The sequence below is a fragment of the Microvirga sp. GN3 genome (assembly GCF_055792825.1).
In genome coordinates, this window is sequence record NZ_JBVVAK010000063.1 from 1 (window position 1) to 12,883 (window position 12,883).

Annotated in this window: 12 protein-coding genes; 10 read left to right on the forward strand and 2 right to left on the reverse strand. The window is 62.7% G+C overall.

The genetic code is table 11. From position 1 onward, the window contains the following. Positions 1-591: 591 nt before the first annotated feature. The 4 genes from ACS5Q1_RS25830 (at position 592) to ACS5Q1_RS25845 (ending at position 3,295) form a co-directional block, all read left to right on the forward strand. Complete coding sequence (locus ACS5Q1_RS25830; protein WP_203439518.1) at positions 592-855, forward strand: hypothetical protein; 264 nt, start codon at positions 592-594, stop codon at positions 853-855. A 441-nt stretch (positions 856-1,296) separates the two neighbouring features. Further along, complete coding sequence (lipA, locus tag ACS5Q1_RS25835) at positions 1,297-2,256, forward strand: lipoyl synthase (RefSeq protein ID WP_473100861.1); 960 nt, start codon at positions 1,297-1,299, stop codon at positions 2,254-2,256. 26 nt (positions 2,257-2,282) lie between these two features. After that, positions 2,283-2,807, forward strand: coding sequence for a P-loop NTPase family protein (locus ACS5Q1_RS25840; RefSeq protein WP_473100862.1), 525 nt, complete (start codon positions 2,283-2,285; stop codon positions 2,805-2,807). A 2-nt stretch (positions 2,808-2,809) separates the two neighbouring features. Continuing rightward, positions 2,810-3,295 carry a type II toxin-antitoxin system RatA family toxin gene (locus ACS5Q1_RS25845; protein ID WP_473100863.1) on the forward strand — a complete coding sequence of 162 codons (486 nt, stop codon included), beginning with the start codon at positions 2,810-2,812 and terminating at the stop codon, positions 3,293-3,295. Here the strand turns inward: ACS5Q1_RS25845 and ACS5Q1_RS25850 are convergent, their stop codons facing one another. Together ACS5Q1_RS25850 and ACS5Q1_RS25855 are read right to left on the reverse strand one after the other, a co-directional pair. Beyond that, positions 3,296-3,784, reverse strand: a complete 489-nt coding sequence (locus ACS5Q1_RS25850; RefSeq protein ID WP_473100864.1) for a CinA family protein — start codon at positions 3,782-3,784, stop codon at positions 3,296-3,298. Then, positions 3,781-4,974, reverse strand: a complete 1,194-nt coding sequence (locus ACS5Q1_RS25855; protein ID WP_473100865.1) for a bifunctional 2-C-methyl-D-erythritol 4-phosphate cytidylyltransferase/2-C-methyl-D-erythritol 2,4-cyclodiphosphate synthase — start codon at positions 4,972-4,974, stop codon at positions 3,781-3,783. The genes ACS5Q1_RS25850 and ACS5Q1_RS25855 overlap by 4 nt, the downstream gene beginning before the upstream one ends. A gap of 109 nt (positions 4,975-5,083) precedes the next feature. Here ACS5Q1_RS25855 and dusB point away from each other — a divergent pair, with 109 nt between their 5' ends. The 6 genes from dusB (at position 5,084) to hfq (ending at position 12,882) form a co-directional block, all read left to right on the forward strand. Next, a complete protein-coding gene (gene dusB / locus ACS5Q1_RS25860; protein WP_473100866.1) occupies positions 5,084-6,103 on the forward strand; it encodes a tRNA dihydrouridine synthase DusB in 1,020 nt (339 codons plus the stop codon). Positions 6,104-6,105: 2 nt separating this feature from the next. After that, a complete protein-coding gene (locus ACS5Q1_RS25865; protein ID WP_473100898.1) occupies positions 6,106-7,203 on the forward strand; it encodes a two-component system sensor histidine kinase NtrB in 1,098 nt (365 codons plus the stop codon). Between the two features lie 9 nt (positions 7,204-7,212). Continuing rightward, on the forward strand, positions 7,213-8,679 hold the full coding sequence (ntrC, locus tag ACS5Q1_RS25870) for a nitrogen regulation protein NR(I) (protein ID WP_473100867.1): 1,467 nt from the start codon (positions 7,213-7,215) through the stop codon (positions 8,677-8,679). Between the two features lie 99 nt (positions 8,680-8,778). Continuing rightward, entirely contained in the window at positions 8,779-11,028 is a 2,250-nt protein-coding gene (locus ACS5Q1_RS25875) for a sensor histidine kinase NtrY-like (RefSeq protein ID WP_473100868.1), read from the forward strand. After that, positions 11,025-12,395 (forward strand): nitrogen assimilation response regulator NtrX, encoded by a 1,371-nt coding sequence (gene ntrX / locus ACS5Q1_RS25880; protein ID WP_203439509.1) that lies wholly within the window; start codon positions 11,025-11,027, stop codon positions 12,393-12,395. The genes ACS5Q1_RS25875 and ntrX overlap by 4 nt, the downstream gene beginning before the upstream one ends. 232 nt (positions 12,396-12,627) lie before the next feature. Continuing rightward, positions 12,628-12,882: an RNA chaperone Hfq gene (gene hfq, locus ACS5Q1_RS25885; RefSeq protein WP_009491222.1), complete on the forward strand. Its 255-nt coding sequence runs from the start codon at positions 12,628-12,630 to the stop codon at positions 12,880-12,882. Position 12,883: the final 1 nt, after the last annotated feature.

Sequence of the window (12,883 nt, forward strand, 5' to 3'; positions counted from 1 at the left end):
TCCAACTCCTGCCAACGCGTTCCCCATATTCCAGACCTCATCGCGATGAAACAGACGCAACGAGCGCCCGCGATCGCAGTCCAGAACGGCAAACATCAACATGTCTCATGAATAGGGTGGGTTAGCAAATCGCCTTGCTGTTAAATAGATGGATACTGTTCTTATTTTGTTCTTGACATCATTCCCAATCTTGGCTATATCCTTGTCCTAGACCTGCCTCTATCGAGGGGCGCGCTCGCGAGGCGTCGCAGTGTGGAGGCAGGCGCGGTCCCGTGGCATGGCCTCGCAAGCTGTGTCGACGGGAGGCCCAGGATGCTGGGCGGGTAGTCGGGATCGGTCCAAGGCCCCCGTCGAGCAGACGGATCACGCCTTGGGCGGTTGACTGAGCTGGCCTCTCCTGTCCGCCTAAAGAAGCCGTGCGCGAAGGGCATATCCGGCTCTTCCAAACAATTTGCCATCGAGCCGGGCTGCCATTCGCGCCACCCTCGATTGCCTCAAAGGCTCGGAGCCGAAGCGGCGCCCGAGCCCGCAGGTGCATGCCTTTTCTTCCCAAAAGTCTTTTTCAGTCCTTCATTGCTTCGAGGTTTTGTCATGAGCCGTGTTCAGCACATCCTGTCCCGCATGCCCGATGTCGACGATGCCCTGCGTCGTCTCGCCGACGTCATCCACATGCCGGGCGAGTGTCGCAAGCGCTCCTGCCGCAACGAGCGTCGCTGCCAGGGCGGTCTTGGCCCGCCGTGCTTTTTCGAGAATCGCAAGCGCTTCGCCGATGCAGTGCTGGAGGAGATGCACGAGCATCGCACGTTCTGGATCGACCAGCGCGCCAGCTTCGAGGCGGCGCTGCGCCAGCGATGAGGCCTTGGAGCCTGACGGTCATGCCACCCCCTCAGGGGTCATCCCGGACGAAGCGGAGCGGAGATCCGGAATCGCAGGACAAGTAAAGCACTGTCACCCCGGGGCCGCGAAGCGGAGCCCGGGATCCATAACCGCTGACGCAGCTTCATTCTGCCATGAGGGCGTTTATGGATCCCCGCCTGCGCGGGGATGACAGTGTTGAGGTTCGCGCGCCACATCCTGCCAACGATCCCGGATCGGCTTCGCAGTCCGGGATGACGGGAAGGGGTGGCGGACAGGCTTCGAGGCCCCCGCAGCGGCGGTAACCACGGCTGCACGAAACGCAGCCCTGCCATCTGAGCATTTGCGAATGTGCGCCGAAAGTCTTAAATCAGCGGCACATCAGGAAGGGCGGGGTCCCTTCGCCTCAAGGGTTTTGGCTTCCTCAAGGGTTTTAGCTTCATGGCCGTCGTTCTCGACCTACTGAACAAGGATCAGCGTCCTCGCCACCCGGAAAAGGCGCATCGGCCAGACCAGCCCGTTCAGCAGCGCAAGCCCGACTGGATCCGCGTGAAGGCGCCGGGCTCGCCCAAATGGGCCGAGACCAACCGGATCGTGCGCGAGAACAAGCTCGTGACGGTCTGCGAGGAGGCCGGCTGCCCCAATATCGGCGAGTGTTGGGAAAAGAAGCACGCCACCTTCATGATCATGGGCGACACCTGCACCCGGGCCTGCGCCTTCTGCAACGTGAAGACCGGCCTGCCGCAGGCGCTCGATCGACAAGAGCCCGAGGGCGTGGCGACGGCGGTCGAGAAGCTCGGCCTGGAGCACGTGGTCATCACCTCCGTCGACCGCGACGACCTGGCCGACGGCGGCGCGCAGCATTTTGCCGACGTGATCCACGCGATCCGCGCCCGGAGCCCGAAGACCACCATCGAGATCCTGACGCCGGACTTTCTCCGGAAACCCGGCGCGCTCGAAATCGTGGTCGCAGCCAAGCCCGACGTGTTCAACCACAATCTCGAGACGGTGCCGTCAAAATATCTGAAGGTCCGGCCCGGCGCGCGCTATTTCCACTCCATCCGCCTGCTGCAGCAGGTGAAGGAGCTCGATCCGACCATCTTCACCAAGTCCGGCATCATGGTCGGCCTTGGCGAGGAGCGGAACGAGGTGCTCCAGCTCATGGACGACCTGCGCTCGGCGGATGTGGATTTCATGACCATCGGCCAGTACCTCCAGCCGACGAAGAAGCACCATCAGGTGATCCGCTTCGTCACGCCGGACGAATTCAAGGCCTTTGAAACCACTGCCTACGCCAAGGGTTTCCTCCTCGTCTCGTCGACCCCGCTGACGCGCTCCTCGCATCACGCGGGAGAGGATTTTGCCAAGCTGAAGGCGGCTCGTCTGACGAAGCTCGGCTAAACTGACGAGCACGATTCGGGCGAGGCATGCAGCGCATACTGGTCATCGGCAGCCCGGGCGCGGGCAAGAGCACCCTGGCGAGCCGCCTCGCCGGGCGCCTCGACCTGCCGCTGATCCACCTCGACAAGGAATACTTCGGGCCTGGCTGGTCCATGCCCGCCAAGGCCGAATGGCGCGAGCGGGTGAAGGCGCTGGCGGCCAGGACGGCCTGGGTCATGGACGGCAATTACGCCAGCACCTTCGACATCCGCGTGCCCCGCGCGACAGTGATCGTCTGGCTCGACCTGCCGCGCTGGCAGTGTGCTTTAAGCGTGCTCTGGCGGGTGGCGAAGAACTATGGCCGGTCGCGGCCGGATCTCGGCACCGCCGGCCCGGAGCGGTTCGACTGGTCCTTCATGCGCTGGATCTGGTCCTATCCGGAGACAATGCGGCCCAAGACCATGCGTATGCTGGAGCGTCTGCGTCCCGATCAGCGCGTTTTCGTGCTGCGTTCCCGCTCCGACATCCCGGCCCTCGAGGCCGCTCTCACAACCCGCAAAGAGGCCGCCTGAGCATGCCGACCTTTCGCACCACGCGTTCCGTCAAGCATACGCCGGCTCAGATGTTCGCCCTCGTGGCCGATGTGGAGCGCTACCCGGAATTCGTGCCGCTCTGCGAGGACTTGCACGTCATGCGCCGGGTCCAGAGCGGGGAGGGCATCGAATCGCTCGTCGCCACCATGTCGGTCGGCTACAAGGCCATCAAGGAAACCTTCACGACCCGCGTGACCCTGGACGACCCGCGCCTGAAGATCACGGTCGAATACGTGGATGGACCGTTCAAGTATCTCGAGAATCGCTGGACCTTCCGCGAGATGCCGGGTGGGGGCTGCGAGGTCGAGTTCTACATCAATTACGAGTTCAAGAGCTTCGCCCTCGGCCTTGTCATGGGCTCCGTCTTCGACAAGGCCTTCCGCAAGTTCACGGAAGCCTTCGAGGAGCGAGCGGACGAGATCTACGGAGTGCCCTCGGCAACGCAGGCCGGAGCAAGGATGGCCTGATCAGCGAACCGCCTGCTCCAGCAGCGCCAGCGCATCCTCCACCGCCCGGCGGCGGACAGTCTCGCGACCGAGAGCACCGTAGCGCCGCTCCAGATGGACGGTTTCGGCGCCGTTCCGAGCCAGGCCGAAATGGACGAGCCCCACCGGCTTCGTCGCCGTCCCACCGGTCGGACCGGCGACCCCGGTGATGCCGACCGCCACATCGGCCCGGGAATGGGCGAGTGCCCCCTCGGCCATGGCGCGGGCCACCGGTTCGCTTACGGCTCCGTGGGCGGCGATCAGATCGGCCGGAACCCCGATCAGCTCCGTCTTGGCTTCGTTGGAATAGGTCACGAACCCGCGCTCCACCACGGCCGAGGAGCCGGAGATCTCCGTCAGCAGGGCCGCCACGAGGCCGCCGGTGCAGGATTCGGCGGTCGCGATCTTCAGGCCCTTGCCCTTGTAGGCGTCCAGGAGCGCCGCGGCGCGGTTCGTCATCGCGGGCGTCATGCACTTACCTCCGGCAGGCGGATCGTCGCGGCGGCCTGAGCGGCAATGCCCTCACTGCGGCCGGTAAATCCAAGCTTTTCCGTCGTAGTCGCCTTGAGCGAGACCTGATCGAGCCTAAGCCCGGCAATCTCGGCAATCCGCTGGCGCATCGCTTCCCGGTGCGGTCCCAGCCGCGGCTTCTCACAGAGCAGCGTCGTGTCCAGATGATCAACAATGCCGCCGCGCTTGCGAACAAGGTTCACCGCATGGGCCAAAAACCGGTCGGAGGAGGCGCCGCGCCATTGCGGATCGGTCGGAGGAAAATGGGTGCCGATATCGCCATCGGCGAGTGCACCGAGGATGGCATCCGTCAGAGCATGCAAGATCACGTCGCCGTCCGAGTGCGCGACAACGCCCCGGTCATGGGGAACCTTGATCCCGCCGAGCCAGACATGATCGCCTTCGCCGAAGGCATGCACGTCGAAGCCGGTACCGAGTCGGGTCACGTAAGTCATGGCCTCGCCTTTCAAACGCTGCTCTGCCTCTTGGAAATCCGCCGGATGGGTGAGCTTGATATTGCCGGGATCGCCCGCGAAGACATGAACCGACAGACCGGCCCATTCCGCCAAGGCGCCGTCATCCGTGAAAGAATGCAGGTTTGCGGCGACTGCCTTGCGGTGCGCATCGAGAATGAGCGAAAATTTGAAAGATTGCGGAGTCTGTACGGCTCTGAGGGTCGAACGATCAGGGGTAGAGATCACTTCGGACCGATCCCCAATCACCTTGATCGTATCGGTCACGGGCGTTCCTGGCACGGCGGCGCCCCAATGCCGTGCGGCCTCGATGGCACGGTCAATGAGATCGGGACCGGCAAAGGGCCGGGCTGCATCGTGAACGAGAACAATCTCGGGATTCAGCGCTGCCAGTGCCTCAAGCCCGTTCCTCACCGAGATCTGCCTCGTCTCACCGCCATGGATGCATGGCAGAATTGTCGGTGGCAGGGATGGTAAGGCTCCGATCGCTCCTTCATAGAGTTCGCGATCGTCAGGATGAATCACCACGACGGTCCTGCTGACCCCGGGGTGAGAGAGAAACGCGGTAAGCGTTCTTGCCAGAACGGGCTGCCCTTGGAGCAAACGATATTGCTTCGGGACCCCTTCACCCGCTCTTGATCCACGTCCTGCGGCAACGATGAGGGCGGCAACTGACATTCAGGGAACTCGCTGTAACAAACGCTCTCCTAAGCGTGAGGTGGGCAGAAGGCAAATCCCTGTGGGAGGGGCTTGCACCTGACACTGAAATGGCTATTGATTAGGCACAATGAGTTTTGATCAAAAATTAGGCGAAGGCGGTTTCAGCGTCGGTCCTGTGAAGGTCGACGTCCCGGTCGTTCTTGCACCTTTATCCGGAGTGACGGACGTCACCTTCCGGCGCATTGCCAAGCGCTTGGGAGCCGGTCTCGTCGTGTCCGAAATGGTAGCATCAGATGAGCTGGTCCAGGGCTCGGAGGAGGCGCAGCTCAGAGCCGAGGGTGCCGGAATCGAGCCTCACGTGGTCCAGTTGGCCGGATGCGAGCCGCACTGGATGGCGGAAGCCGCTCGGGTGGCCGAAGGGGCAGGGGCCCGCATCATCGACATCAATATGGGCTGCCCCGCCAAGCGGGTGATCGGCGGCTATGCCGGCTCGGCCCTCATGCGCGACCTCGATCATGCCGCCCGGCTCATCGAGGCGACCGTGCAAGCGGCCAGCGTCCCCGTGACCGTCAAGATGCGCCTTGGATGGGACCATGATACGATCAATGCGCCGGAACTCGCCCGCCGGGCCGAGAGCCTCGACGTGCAGGCCGTAACAGTGCATGGCCGGACACGGCAGCAGTTTTACAAAGGACAAGCCGACTGGAGCGCCATCGCTGCCGTCGTCCAAAGCGTAAACATCCCGGTCATCGCCAATGGCGATATCGGTTCGCTCGAAGATGCGAAGGACTGCCTGTCCGCCTCAGGAGCCGCGGCCGTGATGATCGGGCGCTCGGCGGTCGGAAGGCCGTGGGTCGTCGGTCAGATCGGGGCGGCCCTGCAGGGTGTGATCATCGCTGATCCGTCGCCGGAAGAGATGACCGAGATCGCCGTCGAACATTATGAGGGACTCTTGTCTCTCTATGGCGAGAGGACTGGCATCCGCCATGCCCGCAAGCACCTTGCCGCCTATGCCGATGTGGCTCTCGCTTCCGGCTTCCACATCACACCGAGTGTTAGGACAGCGCTCGTAACATCCGAGGAATCCCGGACCGTGATTACCCTACTGCGCTCCCTCTACAGCCGACAGGATAGGGAGGCGGCATGACGATGGCGGCCATCAACGACGTCATCATGAACGCGCTGCCGATCCCGGTTCTGACCATCGGACCGGAGCTTCGGATCGTGCATGCCAATACGGCGGCCGAATCCTTTTTTGAGATGAGCCTGCGCATGATGCTGCGCCAGAAGCTCAGCGACTTCCTGCCCTTCGGCTCGCCGGTGATGGCGTTGGTGGAGGATGTTCGTCAGCGGGGTTCCAGCGTCAGCGAGCATCGGGTCGATATCGGCAGCCCACGGCTTGGCGCAGAACGCATCGTCGACGTTTCGGCCAGCCCGCTGGGTGATGACAGCGACAGCGTGATCGTTATGCTCCAGGAGCGGACGATTGCCGACAAGATGAACCGCCAGCTGACCCATCGCGGCGCGGCACGCTCCATCACGGCACTCGGCGCGCTTCTGGCGCACGAAATCAAGAACCCGCTCTCTGGCATCCGCGGCGCGGCGCAGCTCCTCGAGCAATCGGCGAGCGAAGACGATCGGCTGCTGACGCGTCTCATCTGCGACGAGACCGATCGCATCGTGAAGCTCGTAGAGCGCATGGAGCTGTTCGGAGAGGAACGGCCGGTCGAGCGGGGCGCGGTGAACATCCACGGTGTGCTCGATCACGTGAAGCGCCTCGCGCAATCGGGCTTCGCCCGGCACATCCGCTTCGTCGAGAACTACGATCCTTCGCTACCCCCGGTGCTCGGCAACCGGGATCAGCTGATCCAGGTTATTCTAAACCTGGTCAAGAACGCGGCCGAGGCCATCGGCATCGACGCGCCGGATGGCGAGATCATCCTGTCGACGGCTTTCCGGACCGGCGTCCGGCTTCAGATCCCCGGCTCGCAGGAAAGGGTGAGCTTGCCGATCGAGCTGAGTGTCATCGACAATGGCCCCGGAATTCCTCCCGAGCTCATGACCGATCTTTTCGATCCCTTCGTAACGACGAAGGTTCAGGGCAGCGGCCTCGGCCTTGCCCTCGTCGCAAAGATCGTCGGCGATCACGGCGGCATCGTCGAATGCGAGCCGGCGCCCCGACGGACCACTTTCCGAATTCTCCTACCCATGCACCGCGCCGATGACGGGCGCGGAGCCGATTTGTGAGACTGACAGATGCCCAGCGGACAGATTCTTCTTGCCGATGACGATGCTGCCATCCGAACCGTCCTGAACCAAGCCCTGTCACGGGCCGGGTACGAGGTTCGCTCGACCAGCAATGCCGCAACCCTCTGGCGCTGGGTGGCTCAAGGGGATGGCGATCTGGTCATCACCGACGTGATGATGCCGGACGAGAATGCCTTCGATCTCCTGCCCCGTATCAAGAAGATGCGCCCGGAGCTGCCCATCATCGTCATGAGCGCCCAGAACACGTTCATGACCGCCATCAAGGCCTCCGAGCGCGGGGCCTACGAATATCTGCCGAAGCCCTTCGATCTGAAAGAACTCGTCGCCGTCGTAGGGCGAGCCCTGTCCCGGCCGCGGAGCGTTCCCACCGGAGCCAACCCGTCGCCGGAGAACGAGGATATTCCGCTCGTTGGCCGCTCCCACGCCATGCAGGAGATCTACCGGGCGCTGGCCCGTCTGATGCCGACGGACCTGACGGTGATGATCACGGGTGAGTCCGGCACGGGCAAGGAACTGGTCGCCAAGGCACTCCACGATTACGGAAAGCGCCGGCAGGGCCCGTTCGTGGCCGTGAACATGGCGGCGATTCCGCGCGAACTGATCGAATCTGAGCTCTTCGGTCACGAGAAGGGCGCCTTCACCGGGGCGACCGCCCGCAATACGGGCCGTTTCGAACAGGCCGAAGGTGGCACGCTGTTCCTCGACGAGATCGGCGACATGCCCATGGAGGCCCAGACCCGGCTTCTGCGCGTTCTCCAGCAGGGCGAGTACACGACCGTCGGCGGCCGCGTTCCGATCAAGACCAATGTCCGCATTGTCGCCGCGACGAACAAGGACCTGCGCGTCCTGATCCAGCAGGGCCTTTTCCGCGAGGACCTCTATTTCCGTCTCAACGTCGTACCTCTGCGGCTTCCGCCGCTGCGCGAACGGGTCGAGGACATCCCGGATCTTGCCCGTCACTTCTTCATGCTCGTGGAAAAGGAAGGCCTAGCCCGCAAGCAGCTCGATGTGGAAGCCATGGATCGGCTCAAGCGGTACCGCTGGCCGGGCAATGTCCGCGAGCTGGAAAACCTCGTGCGGCGTCTGGCGGCGCTCTATCCCCAGGACACGATCACCGGGGCCATCATCGATGCCGAGCTCGATTCCCAGCCTTTGCTGATGCCTCAAACCTCTGGAAAGACTTCGCAATCGCCTCAGCAAAACTCCGAAGGGCTGTCCGACGCCGTCGAACGGCATCTGAACGAGTATTTCTCGGGTTTCCGGGACACGCTTCCGCCTCCTGGGCTCTATCACCGCATCCTGCGCGAGATCGAAGGCCCCCTGATCGGTGCAGCCCTTGCGGCGACGAGGGGCAACCAGATCCGGGCAGCCGAGCTTCTCGGGGTCAACCGCAACACCCTTCGCAAAAAGGTACGGGACCTTGAGCTCATGGTGGTCCGGTCCAACCGGACCTGAGCCGCCGGCTGCTGTAATAATTTGACCACAGTGTTGTGTTGGTGCATCACCCCATGACGGGGTGCAGAACCGAAGCACCCGATTGGCGGGGCTTCAGTCTTGATCGAGCAGGACAGTATTGCACAACGGCAGGCGGCCGAACCGTCCCAGAGCGGCCTCGGCTGGCTGGGCTACGGAGCCGTGCTGTCGGCGCTGGCCTCGGCGCTCGCCACGTTCCTGATTCTCGCGGGCGCGACTCCGCTGCTGCCGACCCACAACGTCGTCGTCTGGGTCTTCCTGCTCAACGGCGTGCTGATCGCCCTGCTCCTCGGAATCGTCGCCTGGCAGACCCGCAAGCTGGTTCGCGAACGCAAGGCAGGGGCGGCAGCGGCCGGTCTCCATGTGAGGATCGTCGGGCTGTTCAGCCTCGTAGCGGTCCTGCCGGCCATCCTGGTCGCGGCAGTCGCGACGGTCACCCTGGAACGCGGCCTCGATCCCTGGTTCACCGGCGCTCTCAAAGATCTCATGACCAATACGGTCTCCATCGCCCGGTCCTATCGGGAGGTGCAGTGCCGGACGCTCGCTCGCGAAACCCAGCTGATGGCGGCCGATCTCAACCGCGCCAAAGTGCTCTTTGACGCGGACCGCAACCTCTTCCGGGAGTTCATGAATTCCCGCGCCGTCTTCCTCGGCTTTCCTCTCGCCATGATCGTGGATACGGATGGCTCGGTGGTCGAGCGTATAGAGGCCAAGAAGGTCGAAAACGTTCCTCAGCCGACACCGACGGATCTGCAGGAAGCCAGCAATCGAGAGGCCCTCTGCCTGTTCCCGAAATCCGGCCACATCTTCCGCTCCGCCCTGAAGCTGGATGCCCATGGCGGACGCATCCTTTATGTCGCCAGGGAAGTTGATCCGCGTGCGCTCGAGTTCCCTCAGGTCGCGGAAGCAGGTGTAGCCTTCTATGAGGCCCTCGACCAGAAGAAGGCGGGTATCCAGATCGCCTTCGCCTCCATGTTCACGCTGATTGCGCTGATCGTGCTGCTCTCGGCCGTCTGGTTCGGACTGAATTTCGCCAATCGTCTCGTCACCCCCATCCGACGACTCATCCATGCGACGGACCAGGTGGCAACCGGAAACTTCTATGTCCAGGTCCCGGTGCGCCGGGGTGAGGGCGATCTCGGACATCTGGGCGAGACCTTCAACAAGATGACTTCGGAACTACGCCGCCAGCACGATGGGCTGACGGCCGCCAGCGATCTCATGGATCGTCGGCGCCGGTTCACTGAAGCGGTTCTGGCGGGCGTTTCGGCTGGCGTCATCGGCGTCAATGCCCGAGGACAGATCACCATCGTCAATCCGTCGACCGAGGCTCTGCTCGGCACCTCCCATAAGGAACTGCTCGGTCAACCGATTACCATGGTTCTGCCGGAGGTGTCGGCGCTCGTCGAGGAGATGAGTCTTGGCCGCCAGCGTCTGATGCAGCAGCAGATCCACATTTCCCGAAAGGGTAAGGAGCGTACCATCAACGTTCGCGTGACGAGCGAGCAGGCGCGCGGCGGCCAAAGGGATCTTGTGATCACTCTCGACGACATCACGGACCTCGTGCTGGCACAGCGCACATCCGCCTGGGCCGATGTGGCTCGGCGCATCGCTCACGAGATCAAGAATCCCCTGACACCGATCCAGCTCTCCGCCGAGCGCATTCGCCGGAAATATGGCAAGGTAATCACCACGGACCGGGAGGTGTTCGACCAATGCACGGACACCATTGTGCGTCAGGTCGACGACATCAAGCGGATGGTCGACGAGTTTTCGTCCTTCGCCCGCATGCCGAAGCCGACCATCGGCAACGAGGATCTCGCCGAGACTATCCGCCAGGTGATCTTCATGATGAAGATCGCCCATCCCGAGATTGAATTCATCGATCAGGTTCCGGCAGGCTCACTCGTTGCGCCCTTCGATCGCCGGCTCATCTCGCAAGCCGTCACGAATATCGTGAAGAACGCGACCGAAGCCATTGCGGCGGCGCCGGAGGAAGAGAGAGATCATGCGCGGATTGAGGTGCGGCTCGACGACACCCACCCGGACTACCTGATCCTGGCCGTGACCGATAACGGCAAGGGCTTCCCGGTCGAGGGCCGCCAGCGCCTTCTGGAGCCCTATATGACGACGCGCGAGGGTGGAACCGGACTGGGTCTGCCGATCGTTGCAAAGATTCTGGAAGACCATGGAGGTGGCATGGAACTGGCCGACAATCCCTCTGGCAGGGGTGGGCAAGTTCGCATGTGGATCCCAAAGACGAAACACGTTGCATCGGAAGAGACATCGGCCGCTTCCAGCCGAAACGACTCTCGCAGGGCAAGCCTATGAGCGCTGATATTCTCGTCGTCGATGACGAAGTCGACATTCGTGAGCTGGTAGCCGGCATTCTTGAGGATGAAGGGAACCGAACCCGCACGGCGGGCACGTCGGATGAGGCTCTGGCCGCCATTGAGACACGGCGACCTCACCTTGTTTTCCTGGACATCTGGCTGCAGGGAAGCCGGCTCGACGGCCTCCAGGTCCTGGAGATCATCAAGTCCCAGCATCCCGATCTGCCGGTTGTGATGATTTCAGGCCACGGCAACATCGAAACGGCAGTCTCGGCCATCAAGACGGGCGCCTACGACTTCATCGAGAAGCCCTTCAAGGCCGACCGGCTCGTTCTTGTCGCCGAGCGTGCCCTTGAGGCATCACGCCTGAAACGAGAGGTTCGCGACCTGCGCTCCCGTTCCGTGCAGGCGAGCCGCATCGCCGGTCGGTCGATCGTCATCAACCAGCTACGGCAAGCCGTGGAGCGGGCGGCGCCGACCAATGCCCGCATCCTGATCACTGGCGCACCCGGTTCCGGTAAGGAGCTGACGGCTCGAACCGTTCACAGCCTCTCCACGCGCGCCAATGGTCCGTTCATCGTTCTCTCGGCCGCTACGATCACGCCGGACACCATGGAAGCGGAGCTTTTCGGTACCGAAGGCGGCGAGGGCGGGGGGCGTCGTGTAGGCGCGCTCGAAGAAGCTCATGGCGGCACTCTCTATATCGACGAGATCGCCGACATGCCGCGGGAGACGCAGAACCGCATCCTGCGCGTCTTGGTCGATCAGAACTTCCAGCGTGTTGGCGGAACGACGCGGGTCCATGTGGACGTGCGCATCGTCTCGTCCTCCAGCCGTGACCTGCCGGCGGCGATTGCGGCAGGCCAATTCCGGGAGGATCTGTTCCACCGGCTCGGAGTGATTCCGATCCGTGTGCCTTCGCTCGCCGAGCGGCGAGAGGACGTGCCGGAGCTGATCGAGTTCTTCATGGAGCAGATTTCATCCACGACGGGCCTCCCGAAGCGGCGGATTGCGGAGGATGCCATGGCGGTCCTGCAGTCCCACGACTGGCCCGGCAATGTGCGGCAGCTTCGAAACAACGTCGAACGGCTGATGATTCTGACCTCTGGCGATCCCGATGCGGAGATTACGGCAGACATGCTCCCATCGGAGATCGGCGCACTCGTTCCAAGCACCCCAGGCGGGGCGGGGGGTGAGAAACTCATGAGCCTGCCTCTTCGCGAGGCGCGCGAGATCTTTGAGCGCGAGTATCTCCTGGCGCAGATTGCTCGTTTTAGCGGCAATATCTCCAGGACTGCGGAGTTCATCGGCATGGAGCGGTCAGCTCTGCACCGAAAGCTGAAATCCCTCGGGATCGGCGGTTGAGGGGCTTCACCGTTACAGCACGGGATTGATCTCTCCGAACTGAAAAGAACTAAAACCTACAATCCACGGGAAAATATGCTCCGAGGAGGTAGAACCGTTTAGCCCCCCTTGCCGAACGCCGCGGTTCGCCCTGTAATAGAAGTGCCGGTCACCGACCGCACGAAAGCGGACAATCATATTCAGGCGGCCCCATAGCCAAGACCGGCGGCGATGGGCTGGCGAGGCAACTTCAATGGCGGGCGATCGCGCGCAGAATCTTCAGGACACCTTTCTGAACTATGTCCGGAAGCAGAAAATCCCCCTGACGATCTTTCTCGTGAACGGGGTGAAGCTTCAGGGCGTCGTTACCTGGTTCGACAACTTCTGCGTCCTTCTGCGCAGGGATGGTCATTCTCAGCTGGTTTACAAACACGCCATTTCCACCATCATGCCAGGACAGCCCGTCCAGTTGTTCGACCAGATCGACGAGGCTGGCGAGAAGGCCTGAG